This is a genomic window from Sphingomonas sanguinis (assembly GCF_019297835.1).
GTDB classification, from domain to species: Bacteria; Pseudomonadota; Alphaproteobacteria; order Sphingomonadales; family Sphingomonadaceae; genus Sphingomonas; species Sphingomonas sanguinis_D.
This window is the reverse complement of sequence record NZ_CP079203.1, coordinates 180,101-204,422: the sequence shown is the minus strand read 5'-3', so window position 1 is coordinate 204,422 and position 24,322 is coordinate 180,101. Positions and strand designations below refer to the sequence as shown.

Annotated in this window: 20 protein-coding genes and 1 pseudogene; 6 read left to right on the top strand and 15 right to left on the bottom strand. The window is 63.9% G+C overall.

Annotated elements, in window-relative coordinates:
- Positions 1-267: 267 nt before the first annotated feature.
- From KV697_RS00885 to KV697_RS00850, 8 genes are all read right to left on the bottom strand, one after another.
- On the bottom strand, positions 268-2,193 hold the full coding sequence (locus KV697_RS00885) for a hybrid sensor histidine kinase/response regulator (RefSeq protein WP_257575495.1): 1,926 nt from the start codon (positions 2,191-2,193) through the stop codon (positions 268-270).
- A 274-nt stretch (positions 2,194-2,467) separates the two neighbouring features.
- A complete protein-coding gene (locus KV697_RS00880) occupies positions 2,468-4,255 on the bottom strand; it encodes a methyl-accepting chemotaxis protein (RefSeq protein WP_219019716.1) in 1,788 nt (595 codons plus the stop codon).
- Between the two features lie 532 nt (positions 4,256-4,787).
- On the bottom strand, positions 4,788-5,240 hold the full coding sequence (locus tag KV697_RS00875) for a hypothetical protein (RefSeq protein WP_219019715.1): 453 nt from the start codon (positions 5,238-5,240) through the stop codon (positions 4,788-4,790).
- Between the two features lie 109 nt (positions 5,241-5,349).
- Positions 5,350-5,733, bottom strand: a complete 384-nt coding sequence (locus KV697_RS00870) for a VOC family protein (RefSeq protein WP_219021150.1) — start codon at positions 5,731-5,733, stop codon at positions 5,350-5,352.
- Positions 5,734-5,958: 225 nt separating this feature from the next.
- Positions 5,959-6,510, bottom strand: a complete 552-nt coding sequence (locus KV697_RS00865) for a fasciclin domain-containing protein (protein ID WP_219019648.1) — start codon at positions 6,508-6,510, stop codon at positions 5,959-5,961.
- An 82-nt stretch (positions 6,511-6,592) separates the two neighbouring features.
- The gene (locus tag KV697_RS00860) at positions 6,593-7,264 is read right to left on the bottom strand and encodes an anti-sigma factor (protein ID WP_219019714.1); all 672 of its coding nucleotides are present in this window, start codon (positions 7,262-7,264) and stop codon (positions 6,593-6,595) included.
- On the bottom strand, positions 7,254-7,925 hold the full coding sequence (locus KV697_RS00855; RefSeq protein ID WP_257575494.1) for a sigma-70 family RNA polymerase sigma factor: 672 nt from the start codon (positions 7,923-7,925) through the stop codon (positions 7,254-7,256). Before KV697_RS00855 ends, KV697_RS00860 begins: the two co-directional genes overlap by 11 nt.
- Positions 7,926-7,937: 12 nt before the next feature.
- Entirely contained in the window at positions 7,938-10,331 is a 2,394-nt protein-coding gene (locus KV697_RS00850; RefSeq protein ID WP_257575493.1) for a TonB-dependent receptor, read from the bottom strand.
- A gap of 187 nt (positions 10,332-10,518) precedes the next feature.
- Here KV697_RS00850 and KV697_RS00845 point away from each other — a divergent pair, with 187 nt between their 5' ends.
- Complete coding sequence (locus KV697_RS00845) at positions 10,519-12,291, top strand: arylsulfatase (protein ID WP_219019713.1); 1,773 nt, start codon at positions 10,519-10,521, stop codon at positions 12,289-12,291.
- On the top strand, positions 12,288-13,163 hold the full coding sequence (locus tag KV697_RS00840) for an SUMF1/EgtB/PvdO family nonheme iron enzyme (RefSeq protein WP_219019712.1): 876 nt from the start codon (positions 12,288-12,290) through the stop codon (positions 13,161-13,163). Before KV697_RS00845 ends, KV697_RS00840 begins: the two co-directional genes overlap by 4 nt.
- Before the next feature lie 207 nt (positions 13,164-13,370).
- Here the strand turns inward: KV697_RS00840 and KV697_RS00835 are convergent.
- The 7 genes and pseudogenes from KV697_RS00835 to rhmD form a co-directional block, all read right to left on the bottom strand.
- Positions 13,371-14,118 (bottom strand): annotated as a pseudogene (locus tag KV697_RS00835) (IS5 family transposase).
- A 106-nt stretch (positions 14,119-14,224) separates the two neighbouring features.
- A complete protein-coding gene (kduD, locus tag KV697_RS00830) occupies positions 14,225-14,980 on the bottom strand; it encodes a 2-dehydro-3-deoxy-D-gluconate 5-dehydrogenase KduD (protein ID WP_219021147.1) in 756 nt (251 codons plus the stop codon).
- Between the two features lie 5 nt (positions 14,981-14,985).
- Positions 14,986-15,828: a 5-dehydro-4-deoxy-D-glucuronate isomerase gene (gene kduI / locus KV697_RS00825; RefSeq protein ID WP_219019711.1), complete on the bottom strand. Its 843-nt coding sequence runs from the start codon at positions 15,826-15,828 to the stop codon at positions 14,986-14,988.
- Positions 15,829-15,868: 40 nt separating this feature from the next.
- Positions 15,869-16,771 carry an amidohydrolase family protein gene (locus KV697_RS00820; RefSeq protein WP_219019710.1) on the bottom strand — a complete coding sequence of 301 codons (903 nt, stop codon included), beginning with the start codon at positions 16,769-16,771 and terminating at the stop codon, positions 15,869-15,871.
- Positions 16,771-17,520 carry an SDR family NAD(P)-dependent oxidoreductase gene (locus tag KV697_RS00815; protein WP_219019709.1) on the bottom strand — a complete coding sequence of 250 codons (750 nt, stop codon included), beginning with the start codon at positions 17,518-17,520 and terminating at the stop codon, positions 16,771-16,773. Before KV697_RS00815 ends, KV697_RS00820 begins: the two co-directional genes overlap by 1 nt.
- Positions 17,517-18,380 (bottom strand): fumarylacetoacetate hydrolase family protein, encoded by an 864-nt coding sequence (locus KV697_RS00810; protein ID WP_219019708.1) that lies wholly within the window; start codon positions 18,378-18,380, stop codon positions 17,517-17,519. Before KV697_RS00810 ends, KV697_RS00815 begins: the two co-directional genes overlap by 4 nt.
- Positions 18,381-18,390: 10 nt before the next feature.
- The gene (gene rhmD / locus KV697_RS00805; RefSeq protein WP_219019707.1) at positions 18,391-19,578 is read right to left on the bottom strand and encodes an L-rhamnonate dehydratase; all 1,188 of its coding nucleotides are present in this window, start codon (positions 19,576-19,578) and stop codon (positions 18,391-18,393) included.
- Positions 19,579-19,753: 175 nt separating this feature from the next.
- Here rhmD and KV697_RS00800 point away from each other — a divergent pair, with 175 nt between their 5' ends.
- From KV697_RS00800 to KV697_RS00785, 4 genes are all read left to right on the top strand, one after another.
- The gene (locus tag KV697_RS00800) at positions 19,754-20,518 is read left to right on the top strand and encodes an SDR family NAD(P)-dependent oxidoreductase (RefSeq protein WP_306822670.1); all 765 of its coding nucleotides are present in this window, start codon (positions 19,754-19,756) and stop codon (positions 20,516-20,518) included.
- Between the two features lie 2 nt (positions 20,519-20,520).
- On the top strand, positions 20,521-21,831 hold the full coding sequence (locus tag KV697_RS00795; RefSeq protein WP_306822669.1) for an oligogalacturonate lyase family protein: 1,311 nt from the start codon (positions 20,521-20,523) through the stop codon (positions 21,829-21,831).
- Between the two features lie 2 nt (positions 21,832-21,833).
- Positions 21,834-23,309, top strand: a complete 1,476-nt coding sequence (locus KV697_RS00790) for a rhamnogalacturonidase (RefSeq protein WP_219019704.1) — start codon at positions 21,834-21,836, stop codon at positions 23,307-23,309.
- A 112-nt stretch (positions 23,310-23,421) separates the two neighbouring features.
- Complete coding sequence (locus KV697_RS00785) at positions 23,422-24,225, top strand: IclR family transcriptional regulator (RefSeq protein WP_219019703.1); 804 nt, start codon at positions 23,422-23,424, stop codon at positions 24,223-24,225.
- Positions 24,226-24,322: the final 97 nt, after the last annotated feature.

Genomic DNA, 24,322 nt, shown 5'->3' with positions numbered 1-24,322 from the left:
CATCCTTGGCCATGACGTAGCAAAAATGACGGCTATCGCAAATCAAGCCGTCACGGACTAATTTCGATCAGTCTGATCGTGGCGTTCCGACAAAGCTCAGATCTTGCGGATCGAACCAGTGTTCCAGCGTCGCTTGCTGGTCGAGCTACGTTGGTCATGCAGGAACGGCCGGATATAGCGATCGCTCTATTCGCCAGCGGCAAGGAGACGCGCGGTCATCCGGCCCCGCACATCCCCTCAATCGCCGTTCCGAACATGCCGAGCCCATCACACTTCAGCGCAGCTGATGAACGCCGTCAGGCCGCTGACCGAATAGGGTTTGCGCAGCAAGGGAAAGCCATGGTTCTGATGCTCTGCCAGCGCATCGCTATACCCGGTAGTGAGGATGACGGGCATCGCTGGCCAGCGATCACGGATGCGGCGGGCAAGGTCCAGGCCGTTGATGCCGGGCATGATGACGTCGCTGAAGACGAGATCGATCTTTTCGTGCGCCCGCTCGAGCAGCGCCAGGGCGTCCTCTCCGCTCTGCACCCAGGTGACGATCTGCCCCAGTTCCTCGAACAGGCTCCGCGCGAACTGACCGACGGCCTCATTGTCCTCGACGAGCAGGATGCGCCGAGTGACCGCGGCGTGCTTCGGAATGTCGGACACGGGGTGCACCGGCTGCATGCCTGCCGCGAAGGGTAGGTAAAGCGTGAAGGCCGTCCCGATACCGACTTGGCTCTCGACGTCGACGTCGCCCCCGGACTGTTTGGCGAAACCGTGCACCTGACTAAGCCCCAGGCCGGTGCCCTTGTTCATGGGTTTGGTGGTGAAGAACGGCTCGAAGATATTCTTCATCGTGTCCGGTGCGATGCCGCTGCCATTGTCTGCGACACGTAACGCTACGAAGCGGCCGCTCGCCGGGCCGTGGCCGCGCAATGCGGGCAAGCCGTCGACGGTCGCACTGGCCAGCGTCAGCGTACCGCCCGCGGGCATCGCATCGCGGGCGTTGATGACGAGGTTCAGCAACGCGGTTTCGAACTGATTGCGATCCGCGTTGACGATCGCGGCCTCACTCCCCTCTATCGCGATGACGATCGAGGAGCCGACGCTCGTCTCGATCAGCGGACGCATCTCCAAAACGCACGCGCTGACGTCGAACACCTCAGGGCGCAGCGGCTGCCGACGTGAAAAGGCAAGCAGTTGCGAGGTCAGGGCCGCAGCACGATCGGCAGTCTCTGCGATCGCTTCGACATAGCGGTCGCGCTTTTCGGGCGACAGCGTCGGGACGCGCAGCAAGTCGGCGGACGAGCGGATGATCGTGAGCAGATTGTTGAAATCATGCGCGACACCGCCCGTCAGCCGACCGACCGCCTCCATCTTCTGCGCCTGCGCCATCGCCTCGCGCGCACGCTCGACATCCTGCTGCGCCTGCCAGCGCTCGGTCAGGTCGCGTGTGATCTTTGCAAAGCCGATCAGCGTACCTCGGCCGTCGACGATGGGCGCGATCAGCACACCGGCGCGAAACCGCGCGCCGCCCTTGCGTACCCGCCACGCCTCGACCTCATACTTGCCTCGCTCGATCGCTACCTGCAGGGCGCGCGTCGGCTCGCCGCTCTGCCGATCCTCCTCGGTGTAGAAGGTCGAGAAATGCGTGCCGATGATCTCGTCGGCCCGATATCCCTTGATCGCCTGCGCACCGCGATTCCAGTTGGTGACGAAGCCGACGGGGTCGAGCATGTAGATGGCATAGTCTTTTATGCCCTGCACCAGCAGGCTGAACCGCTGCTCGCTTTCCAGCAATGCCTGCTGGGCCTCACGCTTGTCCGTAATGTCGCGCGTGACCTTCGCGAAACCGATCAGCGTCCCCTGGTCGTCGCGCACCGGATCGATCACCACGCTTGTCCAGAAGCGCGTGCCGTCCTTGCGCAGCCGCCACCCCTCTGCCTCGAAAACGCCCTCCGCCGCCGCGATCCGCAGCGCACGCGTCGGCAGGCCGGCGGCGCGATCATCGTCGGTATAGAAGCGTGAAAAATGCTGTCCGATGATCTCTTGGGCGGTGTATCCCTTGAACCGCTCGGCTCCGGCATTCCAGCTCACGACATGACCTTCGCGATCCAGAAGATAGATGGCATAATCCCTGATCGAATTGACCAGCCGCTCGAATCGGTCCGCCCCTCGGAGCGCCGCCGGGATTTGCTGTTCGTTCACGTCAGACGTCTCGGTAGATCCAGATTTGCCCATCACCAATCGGGCGCTAACTGCCGACCGATCAACGAGAAATATCGAGGGTCAGTCTGGCTGTCATATGTCTGGATCAACCTTTGCGCCCCAGCCCGTCGAGCGGCCGCGTGGTCATGCGTTTTGTCGACAGAGCCGAATGTGGACCTCGATACCGCGCTACCTCACGCTTCGGAATAACGAGGGGAACGGGAAGGCCGATATGGCCTTCCCGTTCGGCACCTCACCCCGCAGAGGACGGACGTTAGCCGATGGCGGCTCGACGATAGCGGTGATCGTCCAGGCTGGAGACATTGCCGGCACTCCGCCCTCCCGTATGAGCGATCGCGAAGCGCGACATTTGACGGGAGAGTTCGTCGGCCTCCCCTGCCAGGCTCCGGGCAGCGGCCGTCGCTTCCTCGACCATGGCGGCGTTCTGTTGCGTGACCATGTCCATCTGGCTGACGGCGATATTGACCTGTTGAAGCCCGCTGCTCTGGTTCTCGGCCGAGACGGCGATATCGTTGATAAGCTGATTGATCTCGGTGATACGCGCCACGATGCGCGCCAGCGCCTTGCCGGTTTCGTTGACCAGGCCGACACCTGCATCGACTTGCTCGGCGGACATGGAAATCCGCTCCTTGACGTCCTTCGCCGCGTCGGCGGACCGCTGAGCCAAGGCGCGAACCTCGGAGGCGACGACGGCAAAGCCCTTCCCGGCATCGCCCGCACGGGCCGCCTCGACCCCGGCGTTCAAGGCGAGCAGATTGGTCTGGAAGGCGATGCCGTCGATGACTGAAATAATGTCGGAGATTTCGGTCGAAGCGCGCTCAATCCCGTTCATCGCGGCGACGGCATCCTCCATGATCCGGCCCGAATGCTGGACCTCCTCCTTGGCTTGCCCGACCATCTGCCGCGCCAGCCCTGCCTGTTCGGCCGTCTTGCGAACCGTGGTCGTGATCTCATCCATCGCCGCAGCCGTTTCCTCCAGGCTCGCCGCCTGCTGCTCGGTCCGCTGCGAAAGATCGTCGGAAGCCTGCCGGATATCCGCCGCGCCATTGATGATGCCGCCGGTCGATACCGATACCTGGGACATGGCGTTCTCAAGGGCGTCTGCCGCGCGATTGAAGTCGGTCTTGATCGCGGCGAAGGGACCATCGAGATCGCTGTCCAGGCGCGACGCCAGATCGCCCTCGGCCAATTTGGACAGGGCCGCGCCAACGCTGTTGACGATCAGGCCGGTCTGCGCCTTCTTGGCCTCGTCCGCCGCCAGCAATTGCCCGCGCAGATTATTGAGCGCGGACGCCAGCTGCCCGACTTCGTCACGACGATCATCGTCGATCGCCGTCACCGCCATATCGCCGCTTGCCAGTGCCGTCAGGCCGCTGGTGACCGCGTTCACCGGCCGGGCGATCTGCCGGACCAGCAGGATCAGAATGGCGACGGCCAGCACCAGGCTGAGCAGCATCCCGCCGAAGATGGCTTGGGAAATCGTCGCAAATGCTGCGACCTGCGATGCCTGTCGCCGGGCCAGGAGCTGGTTTTCCGTGGAGATCACGGCCCCCGCCTGCGCCCGGAGCCGATCCATCAGCGCCTTGCCGAGCCCCTTAGCGGCACTGGCCCGCGCATCCGCTTGCGTCGCGGGAGCGGCCATCAACGCGACATTGGGTTGCGCCACTTCATCGCGCCAGCGCTGGGCCAGTGCACCGACGTCGGTCAGGCGGCTCTGTTGTTCGGGATTGTCGCTGGTCAGTTGACGCGCTTCTTTCATGGCGCGGTCGAAGTCCGAGGCCCCCTGGACATAGGGGGCCAGGAAATCTCGGTTGGCGGTCAACAGATAGCCGCGCAGCCCCGTTTCCTGATTGACCATCGCTTCGACGAGTTTGTTCGAGGCCATGATGACCTTGTATGTATGCTCGTTGATATTGGTCGTCTCACGAACCTGATTTTTTTTGGTATATATGACGAAATTCGTCACCAGGGTCAGCGCCAGGATAATTCCCAGACACAGGGTAAGTTTTCTTACCATTGTAAGGTTATCAAAAAAGCGCATGAATTGCCTCCCGATAATAAATGCAAAATGCAACTACAGGCATTTTGCAATACGCCTATTATCCGTAACGACACATTTTTATCGTTTCACCGACATGACTTTATCGCAAAGCAAGTCACAGTCATGCCTGATGACCGCCCGCTCCATATACCGCGCTTTGTTAAGGAAAAGTATATCTGACCGAACAACTATGCGCGCCGATGAAACGTAGGTTTATACGCCTTATTTCAACTAGCGGAACAAAATTGAGCTTAGAGCATTCTGCTATGTTTTGCTCTATGTTTCAATTTTTTGCGGAGCTATGAAGCCGGATATCTTGCTTCAAAATGTAATCGACGCAAAAACTCTTGGCTACGATGCTCATGGGCGGACAGCCACCATGACCGGTCGCGATCAGTGAGCGTCATAGCGCCACGGCTCCGTCATCAACAGCGTCCCGGCTGATGGTGGTCGACCCGGTTAAAGCTGCGGGTAGAGCAAGTGTGCATAATCGATGATCAAGACATCGACGCCCTATTCAAGGACATCGGGATCAGTATTCGATACTGCCTGCCGACAAGGCCGTTTTATAAAAGCATTGGGTTTCTGTTTTGACGCGATCGCTCAATCGCGAAAGGATCGCATTCGCGGCATAAGAAAACCCCGGCATATCGTTGGAAATACGGCTTTCGGTCCAGTGGTCCACGAAACCACTCCAATCGACCTTCAGCTGCAGAAGAGCGGCCTCACCCTCGACCCAGGTCTCTCGCCATGTATCGGGTAATATCTCCAGGCGAGTGTGCTGGATGACATCGGACTCTTCACGCAGGTGCTTGCGGATGACGATGGCCAGGGCATCGAGCTGGACGGCGATGTCGTGGGGGGATGCGGCGTCCTCCTTCAGATCGTCCAGCAGGGCCGATATGCTCGACTCGATGTGAATATGGTCGTCGACCAGCCGAGCAAATCCCACGCGCTGCAAATTGGAATATCGGTTAGAAAACATCGGGCATGTTTCCGTGTGTCATGTCGGTTTCCTTGCCTTACCAAAGGGAAAATCTGCTGGGACAAGGGCTTGCCGCCGACCTTCGTGGCAAGCCCAATGCCCTATTGGGTCACCCTGGAAAATGAATGCCGCAAAGCTTGTTGCCGTCCGGATCGCGAACATAGGCCAGTTCGATCGTTCCCATGGATGCCGTATGACGCGGACCGGGCGGCGCTTCGATCGACGTACCCCCGGCCGCCACGGCGACGTCGTGGAATTTTTTGACCTGCTCGGGCGAGTCGCACTGGAAGGCGACCGTGCCGCCGTTCGAAACGGTTGCCGGTTCGTCGTTGATCGGCTGCGTGACGATGAAGGCGGTTCCGCTCTCGCCCCGATAGATCAGTCGGATGTGGCCGCTATCGGCCACGTTCCGCATCGGCTCCCCGATGCCGAGCGTGCCCAGCACCGTATCGTAAAAGCGCTTCGATCGTTCAATGTCGTTCGAACCGATCATCGTGTGAAACAGCACTTATCGTCTCCTTCCGGGCGCCAGTGGCCTTCGGTTAAAATGTTGGCCCATGCGCGCGAGCTTGACCAGCACGTTAACCCGCGCCGTCGTTCGAGCCCATAAGCGACGAGAGCTTATTCGCGCCTCCGAGTTCGCGCGACAGAATGCCCCTCCGTCGCGTGGGTGGGACGACCACCTGCCGCCCCATCCCATGTCATGATCCGCCGTCGTTTATGGCATCATCACCGTATCGATAACATGCACGACGCCATTCGACTGCATGACATCGGCGGTGGTGATGCGGCCGGTATCGCCCTTGCCGTCCATGATGGCCCAACCGCCCATCGCCTTTTTGAACATGATCGGTTCGCCCTGAACGGTGGTGTAGGTCGCCGTCCCGCCATTCGCCTTTGCCTTGGCGGCAATATCCCTGGCGGTAATCCGGCCGGGTATGACATGATAGGTGAGGATCGACGTCAACTTATCCTTGTTCTCGGGCTGTACCAGGGTGTCGACGGTGCCAGCGGGCAGTTTTGCGAACGCCGCATTGGTCGGCGCGAACACGGTGAACGGGCCCGGGCCGGAAAGCGTGTCGACAAGCCCGGCCGCCTTCACCGCGGCGACCAGGGTGGTATGGTCCTTCGACTGCGAGGCGTTCTCCACGATCGTCTTCGTGGGGTACATCGCCGCCCCGCCCACCATCGGGTTGCGCGGGGCAGCACCGGCAGCAGCGCCGACGGTGAGCGCGACAGCCATCATCGCACCACGGATCATCAGGGTCATCAGATCTCTCCAGCCGCATGGAGCGCGGCTTTCGGATTACGTCGCCAACAGCCCGTTGGACGCAGCGACGCGGCGCGGCCCCTTAAATTTCGGCAAGCTTACCCGCAGCCACCACCGGCCCCGTCGGTGTCGACTTGGGCGATCCCCCTAGCGGCTCGATGGAAATCGCCAATGTGGTACCGGGTATGACCGCGACCTGCGGAGCGATCTTCAGGGGAGCCCCGCCGCCATGACGGAGCAGACCTGCGGCGTGAGGAACCCCGTCGCCCCCGATCGCCCATAGCTGTGCATCCTGCCCGCTCTTCACGGACGGCGCGTCGCGCAGCTTCAACGTGCGGGTGGCAGGATCGAAGAAGGCCGTGATCGGCGCGGCCCGCTCGGGCGTGAGGACGGCGAAGAGCAAGCGAGCGGGCTTGATGGCACGCGGTGCAACGGCTGGCGTGTCGGGACGGGTTACTACGACCGTCAGCAGGATCGCGGCCGCCAGACTGGCCATACCGGCAATCGCTCGCCAAGGAGCGGTACGGTGATTGTCGTTGTCGCCGACCGCCAGGATCCTGCGTTCCAGATCGGTGCTTGGCGCGACCGGCTCGACCTCGACATACAGGGCCGCCAGATGCCGTCTCCACCGGGCGACGTCGCGCGCAAAGGCCGGATCGTCCAGCATACGGCGCATCGCAGCGCTCCGCTCGTCGCCATCGAGGACGCCAAGCGCCAGTTCGGCGGCGGTCAGATCGGTCTCGTCAGATGTCATCGTCGAGACACTCCTTGAGCCGTTCGAGACCGCGCCGGATCCGGCTCTTCATGGTGCTCGTCGGGACCCCGCGGACATCGGCGAGCCCGGCATAGGTGATCCCTTCGAAAAACGCCGTTCGAATGGCGTCGCGCTGCGTTTCGCTGAGGCGATCCATGCAGCCGTGAAGTTTGCGCTCCTCCTCGTCCAACAACATGCTTTCCAGTGCCAGACGGTCCGGAGCGGCGGGCTCCGCGACATTGTCCAGTGGCGCAGTCGGGCGCCGACCCAGGGCCCGGTGATAATCGATGGCGCGGTTGCGGGCTATCGTGGCCAGCCAGGCGAACGGACTGGTCTGCCCCGGCTCATAGGCACCGGCCCGCCGCCAGATGATAGCGTAGACCTCTTGCAGAACGTCCTCCGCCGCGTGTCGCTCGCGACATATACGAAGGCAGATGCCGAAAAGCTTCGCGGACGTGAGGGCATAAAGTTGGCGGAATGCGGCACGATCCTCGCGCCCGGTCGCGACCAGTGCTTTGACAAGCTCCTGCCGAGCGTCAGGTTGGTTCATCGTCACCGCTGACGGGATACCGAAGCGCTCATCCGCAAGCAACCGCGTGGTTGGATCGAGGATATGTTTCGGTGTCCAATCATTCGCGACGCGGTAGTCGATCGGTCGCACCCTGCGCTTTCGTCACCATTTGGTCCTGAGGGTGACGCCATAGGTACGGGGATCACCCAGCGTGGCGGTAACGGCGCCCGTGTTGTTGGCGGCCAGGGACAGATAATAGGTCGAGTTCGCTATGTTCCGCCCCCAGAACTGGATGTCATAGCGGCCGTCATCGGCTCTGATCCCGAACCGCAGGTTGACCAGCGCATAGGCCGGAATATCCGAATAGCGGCTGAGGCTGGCGGTGCTGTTGGTCGCGGAGCGGTAGCTGTAATCCGAGCCTGCATAAACTTCGGCGTCGTGCCCGAAATTGACGCCGAGGGGGGCGCGGACCTCGCCCCCGGCCGAGGCGGCCCAGCGGGAGACGCCGGGCAGGCGCTGCCCGCTCAGATCGCATAAGGTGCGCCCCGTGATCTCGATCGGGCACGGTGCGTTGGCATAGGAGATGTAGCGGGCATCGTCATAGGTACCCGACCCATACAATGTCAGCCACCGTGTCGGGGCGGCGCGCAGGTCCGCCTCGATGCCGCGTGTCCGTACCTTGGCGGCGTTGGTGAAGAAGCTCACGCCGTTGCGCTCCACGTCGACGATCGTCGTCTGATAGTCTTTGACGTCGGTCCAGAAGGCCGCGACGTTCGCGGTGATCCGACCGTCCGCCCAGCTGGTCTTGGCACCGACTTCATAACTGTCGATCGTCTCGGGACGAATGACGGGATTGGCGGCGAACTGGCCCGTGGTGGTGATGTTGGCCAGGTTCAGCCCGCCGAACTTGTTGCCCCGCGCATAGGTTGCGTAAGCCAGCACAGGTGCGGCAACCTTCCAGGACAGCGTGGCCTGGCCTGACAGCCGCCCGACCTCGGTGCGCGCGGTATAGAAATTCCGCACGCCATAGCGCCCGCGGATGGCCTGAGCCGCCACCTGTTGCGCCGCCGTCAACCCGGCCAGCGATGCGCCGGTCGCATCCTGGTCGAAATAGCCGGACTTGGTTTCATAGGTATAGCGCAGGCCGGTCGTCAGATCGACGGCATCGGTAATGTGCCATATCGTCTGGGCGAAGGCGGCATAGCTGTCGGTGACGGGGCGCGAATGGCTGACGACGTTGTAGCCGTTCAGCGCGGCCGCGCCGACGGTCGGATTGGTGGTCGGGGGCAGAAACCAGTCGGCGGCGCTACTGCCATAGCGGTTGACCGCCTCCGCCTGGATCGACTGATAGAGATAATAGAGGCCTGCGACATAATCGACGCGCCGCGCGCCATTGGACGCGATGCGCAGTTCCTGGCTGACCTGACGCTGCTCGTTGCTCTGGTGGAAATCCGCGCCCGCATCGATGCTGGTACCGTCGCCGTCATTATGGGGATACCAGTTCCAGGCGCGATAGGCCGTGACCGAGGTCAGCGTGGCGGGGCCGATATCCCAGTCGGTGGTGACGTTCACCCCATGCTGGTTCATCCGGTAGCGCGGATTGGCATCGGTGTCGGTCGTCCGCAGCGCCGGGTTTGCCGCAACCGGCGTATAGCCCAGCCGCGCGGACCGGTCGTAATAGTTGTTCGGGAACAGCGCGCCATTGTCGTAATTCCGGATGGCCCCCAGCAGTAAGCTACCAGCCGTAAAGCTGCTCTGCCGTCCCCAATCGCCGATGATCCGCAGGGTCAATGTGTCGGTGGGCTTGTAGAGCAACTGACCGCGCAGGTTCAGATCGTGAAAGTCCTGGCCGTATCGTCCGTCGAAGCGGTTGAGGGTAAAGCCATCGCGATCGGTCTTCGACACGAACAGCCGCGCCGCCAGATGCTGCGACAAAGGCCCCGAGACATAGGCATGGAGCTGGCGGAAGTCGTAATTGCCCAGACTGGCATCACCACCCGCCTGCCAGTCGAAGGTCGGTTGCCTGGTCGTCACCACCACCGCGCCCGCCGAGGTGTTCTTGCCGAACAACGTACCCTGCGGCCCGCGCAACACCTCGATCCGCTCCAGATCGGCGAGATCGAACACGGTCTGGCCCGGTCGTGCCAGATAGACGCCGTCCAGATAGACGCCCACCGCCGGCTCCAGCCCGTCATTATAGACCGCCACATTATTGCCCAGCCCGCGAATGTTGATGCTGGTGTTGCGGGGATTGGTGTTGGTGACGACCAGGCTGGGCGTCAGCTGCTGAAGGTCGCGCAGATTGAAGGTGCGGGTCGACTCGATCTGGGCCGCGCCGAAGGCATTGATGGCAATCGGTACGTCCTGGCTTCGTTCCGTCCGGCGGCGGGCGGTGACGAGGACATCCTCGCTCGCGCCGCTATCCGGAACGGCAGCGGCAGCGCCCCGATCCTCCTCATCGGCGACCAGCATGTCCTGAGCTGCGGCGGGCGCGGCCAGCAGGAACGTACCCGCGAGCCATAGAGCGCGGCGACGAAGGGCTGTCGAAATCGGCATGGACATTCTCTCATGGCGGGGAAGGACGTGCGGCAGCGACCGCCCGCCTAGGGCTATGAAAGGACGTTCATGAAGCGAACGAAGTAATTCCTATCGATCTAGTAGGCAAATTATCATTGTCGCGACGGCGCCAACCTTTATCCCGAGCGTGCGACCCCGCGCATGGTCGTCAACAATGGGAGCAGACATGATCGGCGTGAGATTTCTGGCAGTGGCCGCTTCGGCCCTGATCGCGGCCACTCCGGCTCTTGCCGCTCCGGCAGCACCGGCCTCGGCATCAAGCGAAACGCAAAAAGCACCGACGGATGCCCCGAACTTCCTGATCATCGTCGCCGACGATCTCGGTTGGTCAGACCTGGGCGCGTTCGGGGGCGAGATCGCGACACCCAATCTCGATGCGCTGGCCCTGTCGGGGGTGCGCTTCACCGGTTTCCACACCGCACCGACCTGTTCGCCCACACGCTCGATGCTCATGAGTGGCGTGGACAATCACGAGGCGGGTCTGGGGACGATGGCGGAACTGCTCAGTCCTGCGACGCGGGGCCAGCCGGGCTATGAGGGGTATCTGAACGACCGGGTCGCCTCGATCGCCGAACTGCTGCGCGCCGGTGGCTATGCGACCCTGATGGCGGGCAAATGGCATCTGGGCCTGATACCCGATCGCGAGCCCGCCGCGCGCGGGTTCGAGCACAGCTTCGCCCTGCTCCAGGGCGGGTCCAACCATTTCGGCGCGGATCAGGACGAGGCCTGGACCAAGGCGGGGCTGGCGCCGAGTTACCGCGACGACGGCAAACCCGCCATTCTCCCCAAGGGGCAGTATTCGGCGGATTATTTCGCCGACCGCCTGATCGGCTATCTGAACGTATCGGCAAAGGCGGGGGATCGCCGTCCGTTCTTCGCCTATCTGCCCTTCACGACACCGCACTGGCCGCTTCAGGCACCGGCGGAGACGATCGCCAAGTACAAGGGACGCTATGATGCAGGCTATGAGGCGCTGCGCGCGGAGCGACTGGCCAAGCAAAAGGCGCTGGGCCTGGTGCAGGCCGATGCCGTGCCGCACAGCGTGGAGCTGGCAAAGCCCTGGGCCTCGCTCAGCGCGGACGAACGCGCTGTCGAAGCGCGCAAGATGGAGGTCTATGCCGCCATGGTCGATCGCATGGACCAGAATGTCGGCCGCGTCATCGCCGCGCTGAAGGCGCAAGGGCGCTACGACAACACGATCATCCTGTTCTTCGCCGATAATGGCCCGGAGGGGAATGTGATCGAAGCGCCCACCCCCCACTTCAAGGCCGACTCGCCCGATGCCGCCCTGCCCCCGGCGCAGGCGCTGGGCATCGACAACAGCCTGGACAATATCGGCAAGGCGACCAGCTATGTCGGCTATGGGCCGGGCTGGGCGCAGGCCAATTCGGTGCCGTCCTGGCTGGTCAAGGGCTACACGACCGAGGGCGGCATCCGGGTCAGCGCCTTTGCGGCGGGCCGGGGCGTGGCGGGCGGCGGACGGATTGCCAACGCCAATCTGGATGTCCGCGACGTCGCGCCGACCCTGCTCGACTATGCGGGCCTGCGTCAGCCGAGCCAGTTCGCGGGCCATGCCATCCTGCCCCATGAAGGGCACAGCCTGCGCCCCGTGCTGACCGCCCGCGCCGACGGCATCCGGTCCGCCGACGAAACGCTGGGCTATGAACTCTTCTTCCGCCGGGCGCTTCGCCAAGGGGATTGGAAGGTCGTCTTCCTGCCAAAGCCGACCAATCGCTATACGCGCGGCGGGGTCAGTACGGGGCGGTGGCAGTTGTTCAACGTCGCGCGCGATCCCGGTGAAACCCATGATCTGGCCGCCGCCGAACCGAAGCGACTTGCCGACCTGGTCAAGGCCTATGACCTGTATGCGAAAGCCAAGGGCGTGGTTCCGCTGCCGGCCGATGCAGAGGCGGCGCCTGCTCCCGCGGCCCGACCATGAGGATCGGGGCGGCGCTGCTCCTGGCGCTCGGCGCGTTCGGCGGGCTGGGCGCGCGAGCGCCGCAGCCTAGGAATCGCTGTCTGGCCAAGGATGCCGTCGTCACCATCGCCGAGGGCATCGTCCTGCTCGGCGAGGATGGCACGGATCGACCCGGGCGGCCGGTCCGCGTCGCGGCATTCCGGATCGATGCGCATGAGGTGACCAACCGTCAGTTTGCGGCCTTCGTGGCGGCGACCGGATATCGGACACAGGCCGAACGACAGGGGGCGTCCGCGCTGTTCGTGGCGCCGACCGAGCCGGTTTCCCTCGACAATGCCGCGCGCTGGTGGCGCTGGACGAAGGGCGCGGATTGGCGTCATCCCAAGGGGCCCGGCAGTGACTTGACCGGCCGTGCGGACGAGCCGGTCGTCCATGTCGATCGCGACGACGCCGCAGCCTATGCCCGCTGGGCCGGAGGGGCCCTGCCCACTGCCGAACAATGGGAGCGTGCCGCGCGCGGCCATCAGAATGCCACTCGAGACCCGGTTGATTGGGCGTACGATCACGGCAAGCCCCGCGCCAATGTCTGGGAAGGCGTCTTCCCCATGCGTGACACCGCGGAGGATGGCTATGCCGGGATTGCCCCGGTGGGATGCTTCGAGGCGAACGACCTGGGCATCTACGACATGGTCGGCAATGTCTGGGAATGGGTTGCAGGCGATCGGAATATCGGCTTGGTGAAGGGCGGCAGCTATCTCTGCGCAATGAATTACTGCGCCAATTTTCGGCCGGCCGCCTATCAGGCGCAGGAACACGACCTTCCGACGTCACACATTGGGTTCCGCGTCGCTTATCCGATCGCGGATCGGCAGAGTAAGTCGTCCTTGCGCTGATGAGAGAGACAATTCCAGCCTCAAGCGCAAAGGCGCGGGAAAACCACTCTCCATGCAGGCGACAGATGCGAAACAATGGTAGTACGCGCGCTCTTGGGCAAAGCCCCCTGAGCAGACAACCAGAACAGATAGCGCTCGAAAGCTGCCAGTCTGCACCTCTTAAAGACGCGCGTTTGGGTTCGCGTAATTAGGGTCAGGACTCATTGATCACAGCCAGAAGATGACGGTGGCGGCGAGTGCGATGGCGGAGAAGAATGCCGTAGGGCAGCGATCGTAGCGGGTTGCGACGCGTCGCCAGTCTTTGAGGCGACCGAACATGATCTCGATGCGGCTGCGGCGTCGGTAGCGGCGCTTGTCGTACCTGACGGGCTCGTTGCGGGATCGCCGGCCCGGGATGCACGGCTGAATGCCTTTTGCCTGGAGCGCGTCTCTGAACCAGTCGGCGTCGTAGCCGCGGTCGCCGAGCAGCCCTTGCGCCTCTGGCATATCGTCGAGCAGTGCTGCCGCACCGGTGTAGTCGCTGACTTGGCCCGCCGTCATGAAGAAGCTCAACGGGCGGCCGTTCGCATCGGCGATGGCATGGAGCTTGGTGTTCATGCCGCCTTTGGTGCGGCCGATCAGGCGGCCGAGGTCCCCTTTTTTACCCGCAGGCTCGATGCCGTGCGGTGCGCCTTGAGGTAGAGCCTGCCCCGGCGAAGGCCGGGGTCGCGTCGAGCATCACCGTACTCGGCTCAGCGTCCGCCGCTGCCAAGCCTTCCATCATTCGGGCGAATACGCCTGCCTCTCCCCAGCGCTTCCACCGGTTATAGAGCGTCTTGGGCAGGCCATAGGCGGCGGGCGCATCGTGCCTGCGCGACCCGTTGCGGTTGACGAACACGATACCGCTCAACGCGTTACGGTCATCAACACTTGGCTTGCCGTGTCTCTTGGGAAAGAACGGACGCAGCCGTTCCATCTACTCATCCGTCAGCCAAAACAGGTCGCTCATTCCGGTCTCCTCGCGGAGCCTGGATCAGATCATCGCCCTCACATAAATGGGTCCTGACCCTAGCCAACGCACCTCAGCGTGCCAGCCAGCCTCCATCGACCGCCAGGACATGCCCCTGGACATAGGCAGCCGCACCAGACGCCAAGAATACCGCCGCCCCGCCAAGATCGGACGGATCGCCCCACCGTCCCGCCGGGATGCGATCGAGGATCGCCGTGTTACGCGCCGTATCGGCCTGGAGTGCGGCGGTGTTGTTGGTGGCAATATAGCCCGGTGCGATCGCGTTGACCGTCACCCCGTGCTTCGCCCATTCGTTGGCCAGCAGCTTGGTCAGCCCGCCGATGCCCGATTTCGATGCCGTATAGCTCGGCACACGAATGCCGCCCTGAAAGGTCAGCATGGAGGCAATGTTGATGATCCGGCCGCCGCCCTGCGCGATCATATGCCGCCCGGCAGCCTGACACAGAAAGAACACCGATTTTAGATTGGTGTCGACCACCGCATCCCAGTCCTCTTCGGTGAAGTCCACCGCATCGGCGCGGCGGATGATGCCCGCATTGTTCACCAGAATGTCGAGGCGGCCGAGCCGGTCGAGCGTCTCCGTGACGATCCGCTCCACCGGCTCGATCGTCGACAGATCGGCGGTGACGATTTCCGCCCTTCGGCCGAGACTCCGGATGGTCTCGACCGTTTCCTCGGCAGGAGTGCGTCCGACACAGGCGACATCCGCCCCCGCCGCCGCCAGCGCGACCGCGATCGCCTGACCGATGCCGGTATTGGCGCCGGTGACGACCGCGACGCGGCCCGAAAGATCGAAGGGATTGGCCACCGCGCTCATGCCAGCTGACAGATGTCGAGCACGTTCATGTCGGTATAGTCCTGGTTCTCGCCCGCCATCGCCCAGATAAAGGCATAGGCCTTGGTCCCTGCCCCCATATGGATCGACCAGGGCGGCGAAATGACCGCTTCCTCGTTCTTAACGACCAGATGGCGGGTCGCCTCGCCCTCGCCCATGAAGTGCATGACGCGATCGCTCTCCAGATTGTCGAGCTCGAAATAGAAGTAGATCTCGCTGCGACGCTCATGGATGTGCGGGGGCATGGTGTTCCACACGCTGCCCGGCTTCAGGACGGTCAGACCCATGACCAGCTGCGCGCTGTCGCAAACGCCCGGAATGACCAGCTGATAGATGGTGCGTTCGTTGGACTCTTCCAGACTGCCACGCTCCAGCGCATTGGCGTCGGCGATGCCCAGCTTGCGGGTCTGGAACGCCTTATGCGCCGGGCACGAGGCGAGATAGAAGCGCGCGCCCTGCCCTTCGAACAGGACCTCCTTCGCGCCCATTGTCACATAGAGGCAATCCTTGTTGCCCAGCGTGAACACCTCGCCGTCCACCGTCACCCGGCCCTCGACGGTTCCGACATTGACGATGGCCAGTTCGCGACGTTCGAGGAAGGGATGCCCCGCCGCCGACTTGGGCTCGGTCTGGTCCGGCAACTTCACGGGAGCATCCCCCACGGCCACGCCGCCAATGACGAAACGCTCGGCATGGGTGTAGTTCAGCACGCACTCGCCGGTGCGGAACAGGTCTGGGATCAGATAGCGGTCGCGCAGCTCGTCATTGGAGACGCAGTCCATCATGTCCGGGTGGGTGGCGTAGTAAGTGCGATCATACATGCGGTTCACTCCCAAATCCTGTGTCTTCCGGCTGGCGCGGTCAGCAGCCCAGCCCCAATCGATAGATGCGGTCGGCATTACGACCAAATAAGGCGCGGCGATCCTCTTCGGCGAAATCCGCGACGGCGGCGTGACAGGCCTCCATCTGGGCGTCGATACTGCCGAACAGACGGTCGGTCGGCAGATCGCTGGCGAACATCGCGCGGTCAGTCCCGAACAGGTCGATGACCGTGCGCACCGTGTCGCGCACAAAGCTGGCGTTCCAGTCGCGCCGGGCGAAACCGAAGCCCGACAGCTTGACCGAAACATGTGGACAGGCCGCCAGCGCGGTCAGGCCCCAGCGCCATCCGGCGACACCATCGGGATCGCCAGGAACCGCCATGCCGGCGTGATTCAGGATCACCGGAATGCCCGGATGCCGCGCAATAAGCTCGGCCAGTCCGGCCATCTGCCCTGGATAGCATTGAAGGTCGAAGGACAGGCCATGGTCCGCCAGCCTGGCGAAACCGCGCTGCCATGCCACGTCCCGCGTCACATCGCGCGGGGTATAACTGCGCTGCGGATCGGGATGCCAGTTGACGATGTGCCGGATGCCCCGCACGCGGGGATGCCGGGCATGGGCCGCCAGTATCGCATCGAGATCGGGGTCGTCCAGTGCGGCAAAGGCGACGATGGCATCGGGCAACCCGTGTGCGTCGGCCAGCCCCTCCAGCCACTCGGTTTCGGCCAGTGCATCCGCCGGATGCGCGCCCGCATCGACATGCACCGCGCCGACGACATTCCACCGCGCCATCTCCGCCCGGTAGTCGGCGGGGAGATAGGTCCGCGCGATCGCCTCGACCGATCCGTTCGGCCCGTCATCGGCGAAGGGCGGGGTCAACCACGGGTAACGCAGCCGCCCCAGATCCCAGAGATGAATATGCGCGTCGACGAACGGGATCATCAATAGGTCGTCCGGCCACCCGATGTGTCGAAGGTCGACGCGGTGGTGAAGCTGCACTCCTCCGACGCCATGAAGCACACCATCGCCGCCGTCTCGCTCACCTCGCCCAGCCGTCCCATCGGGATCTTTCCGCGCATGTAATCGACTTGGCTCTTCGGCAGTTGCGCGAGGATCGGGCTCTCGAACGTCGCGGGCGTGATCGCGTTGGCGATGACACCCTTGCCCGCCAGTTCCTTGCCGAGGCTCTTGGTGAAGCCGATCACCCCCGCCTTGGTTGCCGAATAGGCCGAGGCATTGGGATTACCCTCCTTGCCCGCGACCGAGGCGACGTTGACGATCCGACCATAGCCATTCGCCAGCAGATGCGGCACCACCGAACGACAGCAATAAAATACGCCGTTCAGGTTGATCTCGACCACACGCTGCCAGCTGTCGAGCGGATAGTCCTGAACGCTGGCCGTCGCGCCGGTGATGCCCGCCGAGCAGATCAGCACGTCGATCTTGCCCAGCGCCGCGACACTGGCGGCGGTGGCGCGTTCGACGGCACCGGCATCCGCGACGTCGAACGCTTCCCAATGGGTTGCCCCGACATCGATCGCCGACGCCGCCAGCTTGTCGCTATCGACATCCCAGAGCGCGACCGAGCCGCCCTCTGCGACGATGCGCCGCGCCACCTCGCAGCCCAGGCCCGAGGCCGCCCCGGTCACGATCGCGGATCGCCCCGCGAAGCGCCCCCCAAAGACGGTCACTGGGGCAGTTCCAGGGCGAAGGGAATGCAGGTCTGGCGCTGTTCGCCCAGCTTGGCGATGCCCAGATGCATGGTATCGCCCGCCTTGAGGAAGATCTTTTCGGGCTTCTGCCCCTCGCCCACGCCCGGTGGTGTGCCGGTGATCAGCAGGTCGCCGGGGTGCAGGGTGATGAAGCGGCTGACATAGGCGATACACTCGGCGACCGGGAAGATCATCGTCCGGGTGTTGCCGGTCTGCATCCGCCGACCATTGACGTCGAGGAACATGTCCAGTTCCTGGCAGTCGCCAACCTCGTCCGCCGTCACCAGCCAAGGGCCGACCGGACCGAAGGTGTCGCAGCCCTTGCCCTTGTCCCACTGGCTACCCAGCTCCTTCTGGAAAGCGCGCTCGGACACGTCGTTGGCCAGCACATAGCCTGCGACATGATCCAGCGCGTCGGCCTGTTCGACATAGCGGCAGGTCTTGCCGATCACGACGCCCAGTTCGACCTCCCAGTCGGTCTTTTCGGCGTCTTTGGGGATCATCACCGGATCATTGGGGCCAGTCAGGCACGAAATCGCCTTGGTGAAGAAGATGGGCTCGGGCGGCACCGGCAGCCCGGACTCCGCCGCATGATCGGCATAGTTGAGCCCGATGGCGATGAACTTGCCGATGCCAGCGACGGGCACGCCGTAGCGTGGGCTCCCCTCGACCAGCGGCAGCGTGTCGAGATCGACGGCGCGGAGGCGGTCCAGGGCCTCGGGGCTGAGGGTGGCGGAGGTGACGTCGTCGATTACGTCCGACAGGTCGCGGATGCGGCCATCGGCATCGACCAGACCGGGCTTTTCCGCGCCCTTTTGTCCATAGCGACAGAGTTTCATGGGAAAATCCTCAATGGGTATACGGGCGATGAAGCGGCACGTCGGCGTTCAGCTCGACGCCGAAGCCGGGCTTGTCGAGCGCGCTGACGCGGATGCGGCCGTTCTGCGGCACCGGTTCGCCCAGCAATTGCGGCGCGAACATCGGCACGACCTCGGTGGGTCCGGGGTGCATCATCAGGAATTCGGCAAAGGGCGAATTGTGCCGGGTGATGACGAAGTGATAGCTATAGACCGACGATCCGTGCGGGATCATCATCACCCCCCGGCTGTCGGCATAGTTGGCGATCTTGATCAGTTCGGTCACGCCGCCGCACCAGCCCACATCGGGCTGGATGATGTCGCAGCAGCCCATGTCGATCAGCATGCGGAAGCCCCAGCGGGTTGCCTCATGCTCGCCGGTGGTGACGAGCAGCCCCGGCGGCGCCTTCTTGCGAAGCTCAGCATAGGACCAGTAATCATCGGGGCTCAGCGCCTCCTCGATCCATTTCAGCCCGCATTCGTTCCACGCGCGATGCGCGAGGCGCGTCGCGTAGTCGAGGTCGAGCGCCATCCAGCAGTCGTACATCAGCCAGAAATCGTCACCGCATTTGCTGCGCATGTCGGCGAGCAGCGCGATGTTCTTCTCCATCCCCTCCAGCCCTTCGGCCGGGCCGTGGTGCAGCGGCAGCTTGCCTCCGATGAAGCCCAGTTCCTTGGCGATATCGGGCCGCGCGCCGGTGGCGTAGAATTGCAGTTCGTCGCGCACCGCGCCGCCCAGCATGTGATAGACCGGCTCGCCGCGCAGCTTGCCCAGCAGATCCCATAGCGCCAGATCGACGCCGGAGATCGCGTTCACCACCAGCCCCTTGCGGCCATAATATTGGGTCGAGAAATACATCTGGTCCCAGATCTTCTCGACCTCGACCGGCGAGCGTCCTTCGAGGAACCGGGCGAGATGCTTCTCGACGATATAGGCGGCGGGCTCGCCCCCGGTCGTCACCGCAAAGCCGATCGTGCCGTCCTCGGCCTCGATCTCCACGACCAGCGTGCCCAGCACGTTGATGCCGAAGCTTTGCCGCGACTGGCGATATTCGGGATAGCGGCTCATCGGCGTGGCGATGTGGTCGTCGATCCAGTGGCCCGCGCCCTGATCGTGATAATCGGCCCCTGCCCCGCGCGCGACGAAGGCGCGGACGTGCTTGATCCGCGACAGGCTCATCGCCCGCCCCCGCTGGCCCGCGTCTCTTGGCAACCGCCCCGCATCCGATCCTCCCGGCTTTACTTTCTCACTTTATGGAATAGTATGCTAATTGTTGAGACTCAGAAGGTCAATCGGTTGTTTTGTAAAATCCGGTCGGCCAAGTGAGCAGACGGACAGGATGAGGAGCAAGGTCGTGAAGCTGCTGGAAGGAAAAACCGTGGTCGTCACCGGCGCCTCGACGGGCATCGGTCGTGCGATCGCCATCGGGGCGGCCGAACACGGTGCGGACGTCGCGATCAACTATGCCCGCGATTCGGACGGCGCCGCCCAGTGCGTGGCGGGGATCGAGGCGCATGGCCGCCGCGCGGTCGCCATCCAGGGCGATGTGGCCGACCCCGCCACCGCGACCGACTTCATCGCGCGCGCGGCCGATGCGTTCGGCAAGGTCGATGTGATGGTGTCGAATGCGGGCATCTGCCCCTTCCACAGCTTCCTCGACATGCCGGTCGAGACGTTCGAGCGGACGATGCGGGTCAATCTGCATGGCGGCTATTATATGTGCCAGGCGGCGGCGCGGCAGATGGTTCAACAGGGCCATGGCGGGTCAATCATCGCCATCTCCTCGATCTCCGCGCTCGTCGGCGGCGAGTATCAGACGCATTATACCCCGACCAAGGCAGGCCTGCATTCGTTGATGCAGTCGGCCGCGATCGCGCTGGGACGCCACGGCATCCGCTGCAACTCGCTGCTGCCCGGCACTATCCTCACCGAGATCAACAAGGACGATCTGGCCGACGAGGCCAAGCGCAAATATATGGAGGGCCGCGTGCCGCTGGGGCGGCTCGGCGTGCCCGAGGATATGGCGGGACCGGCCGTGTTCCTCGCCTCCGACATGGCGCGTTATGTGACCGGCGCGGCGCTGCTGGTCGATGGCGGCGCCTATGTGAACCTGCAATGAGGATGGGGGCTGCCCTGCTGCTGGCGCTGGCCGGACCGTCCGTCGCGCTGGCGGCGGACACCACGCCACCGCGCGAATGGGTCGATCCCGATACCGGCCACCGCATCGTCCGGCTGTCGGACGAGCCGGGCAGCGCCAGCCTCTATTTCAACTTCAACGGCTATACGCCGCAGGGCGACAAGCTGCTGATCTCGACGCCCAAGGGCATCGCCTCCGTCGACCTGAAGACCCGCGCGCTGAAGACGGTGGTGCCGATCACGGGGCCGTTCCGCCTGCTCTTCACCGGCCACCGGACGCCAACCGTCTATTACCAGACACAAAGCGCGGACGGACAGGGTGCCAAGATCATCTGGGCCGCCGATATCGACAGCGGCAAGGTCCGCAAGGTCGTCGCCATCGACCATGGCGACATCCAGACGATCAACGCCGACGAAACGCTGTTGGGCGGTGTCGAGACCGATCCCCATGCCTCGTCCGACACGCTCGCGCTCTTCGCCAAGAAGGACGCCCGCTACGACCAGGCCAATTACCGGGCGACTGGCCCGGACGGCAAGCCGCTGACCTATGCCGAGGCGAAGGAAGTGCGGATGAACGAGCGGCTCGAGGCGCGCGTGCCGATGGCGATGTTCGTCATCGACACCCGGACCGGAGCAAAGCGCATCGTCCACCGCGCGACCGACTGGCTCAACCATCTGCAATTCTCGCCGACCGACCCGGCGCTGCTGATGTTCTGTCACGAAGGACCCTGGCACAAGGTCGACCGGCTCTGGCTGATGCGGATCAACCGGCCGGGCGATGCCCCGCGCAAGATCCATACCCGCACGATGAACATGGAGATCGCCGGGCATGAGTGGTTCTCCCATGACGGACGAACCATCTGGTATGATCTGCAAACGCCGCGCGGCGAGGATTTCTGGGTGGCGGGTTATGACGTCGCGACCGGCAAGCGCACCCAATATCATCTCGACCGCAACGAATGGTCGGTGCATTTCAACAGTTCGCCCGACGGCAAGCTCTTCTCCGGCGATGGCGGCGACCGCGAGATGGTCGCGCATGCGCCCGACGGCAAATGGCTCTATCTGTTCCGCCCGCGCGCCGTCCCCGATGTGGCGGGTATCCGCGCGCCCGATGCCGATACGCTGATCCAGCCGGGCGTTTTCGAGGCGGAAAAGCTCGTCAATATGAAAGCCCAGGATTACCGGCTGGAGCCCAATGCCAACTTCACGCCGGACGGCAAATGGCTGGTTTTCCGCTCCAACATGCAGGGCGGGCAGCAGGTCTATGCGGTCGAGGTTGCCAAGGCACGGCCCTGACCATGCGCTTCGCCGCGCCGGTCCATGCCCGGCAATGGCTGAACGCGCGCGAGGCGGGCGCGCGAGGCGATGGGCAGACGCTGGACCACGCCGCGATCAACCGCGCCATCGCCCATGTCGCGGGCCGGGGCGGCGGGACGGTGATGCTGCCCGCCGGGCGTTACCTTTGCTTCTCGATCCGACTGGCGAGCGAGGTCGCGCTATGGCTGGCCGAAGGCGCGGTGATCGAGGCGGCCGATCCGGCGCGCCATGCCGGACGTTATGACGATCCCGAACCGCGCGGAGACCAACTTTATCAGGATTTCGGGCACAGCCATTGGCATAACAGCCTGATCTGGGGCGACGGGCTGCACGACATCGCCATTGCCGGGCGGGGGCGGATCGAGGGATGCGGCCTGACCCGCAACGGCCCGGGATCGCGCTGGCGTGCGCAACGGGGCGAAAGGCCGCTATCGATGCGCGACATGAGCGCCGCCGCCCTCGCCGCGCTGGAACCGGACGTCGAGGCCATGCGCGGGCTGGGCAACAAGGCGATCGCCCTGCGCGATTGTCACGGCGTGACGCTGCACGACCTGACTATCGATCGCGGCGGGCATATCGCGGTCCTGCTGACCGGCTGTACCCGCGTCGCCATCGACCGGCTGACCATCGACAGCGAGCGCGACGGCATCGACCTGGACGGCGTATCCCATGCCATGGTCACGCGCTGCAGGGTCAATACGCCCAATGACGACGCCATCGTCGTCAAGAGCAGCCTCGCCATGGGCCACCCCATCGATGTCGAGAATATTGTCATCCGCGACTGCGCCGTATCGGGCTATGACCGCGGCACGATGCTGGACGGACGGTTCGGCACGACGCAACGGTTCGCGCCCGACCGGGACGGTCCCACCGGCCGGATCAAGATCGGAACCGAGAGCAATGGCGGCTTTCGCGACATATTGATCGAGGATTGCCGATTTGACCGCAGCCGGGGGCTGGCGCTGGAGGTGGTCGATGGCGGCATCATGGAGGGAGTGACCGCGCGGCGGCTGGCCATGAACGACGTCACCAGCGCCCCGGCTTTCCTGCGGCTGGGCGATCGCGGGCGCGGACCGGCGGGTCTGGGCGTCGGGGCGCTGCGCGGCATCACCCTGACCGACATCCACGCGACCGGCATAGATCATCGCTATCCGTTCATCATCGCTGGACTGCAACGCCATCCGATTCGTGACGTGACGCTCGCGCGGGTGAGCCTCCATTATCGTGGTGGTGGCACGATGGAGGACTCGGCACGGATGCCGGAGGAATGTCCCCACGCCTATCCCGAACCGAGCATGTTCGGCACCCTGCCCGCCTGGGGGCTGTGGGCGCAGCACGTCCAGGGGCTGACGGTCGATGGGCTGTCACTGTCACATGACGGCCCGGACGCGCGTGCAGCGATCATCCTCGACCAGGTATCGCGGGCAAACGCACGGAATACCCCATTCTGGCCGTAACCGCGACCGATCACCGCGCTTTGCTCTCGACAGTAGCGCCCTGCCCGGGCAGACACTTCCACAATATGGTACGCGCACGCAGACACTGCGGCGCGATTGGAGAGCCTTTCCGATGCCCGCACCCGCCAAGACCCCCAAAACCGAATCCGGCGAGACCAAGGGTCCGACCGGCAGCCAGACGCTGCTGCGCGGTCTCGACCTGATCGACGAGGTTGCCGACCGCCCCATCGCGCTGGCCGAGCTGGCCGAGCGATTGGGCCTGACCCGCAGTACGACGCACCGGCTGGCCAGCGCGCTGATCGACCGGCGTTTCCTGATCTTCACGCCGCGCCAGGGCTATCGCCTGGGGCCGAAGCTGCTTGAACTTGGTTTCCTGGCGCAGCAGCAGGCGGACGTGGTCCAGATCGGCCGCGAACATATCGAGGCACTGGCCGCCGCGTCGGAAGATACCGTCCATCTGGGCGTGCGCGACGGCGACAAGGCGCTGTATCTCGACAAAATTCCCGGCCGCCGCCGGGTCGATATCTCAAGCCGGGTGGGCGACCGCCAGCCCATGACCTCGACGGGCCTCGGCAAGGCGCTGATGCTCGACGACGATGCGCGGGCCTGGGGTCAGCGGTTCGAGGAGGAGCGCGGCGGCGATCCGAAAGCCCCCGATTATGCAATCTGGCTCGAACGGATGCGCGGCTATGTCGGTCTCGGTTGCGCCTATGACCTGGAGGAGAATGAGGACCAGATACGCTGTGTCGCGGCCCCGATCCGTGACGCCAGCGGCCGGATCGTCGCGGCAATCAGCGTATCGAGTGCGGCACAATATATGTCGGACGACCGCATGACCGCGTTGACCGGTGAGGTGTTGGACACCGCACACGCCATCAGCCGAGACCTAGGCTGGCGGGAGAAAGACAGCCGTTAAATTCATTCCAGATACCAAACTTGTCTTGCACTATGTGGGATTGATGCGCATAGTTCGGGAAAGCGGACCAGACAGGTTCGCAAGGCATGACAAGGGA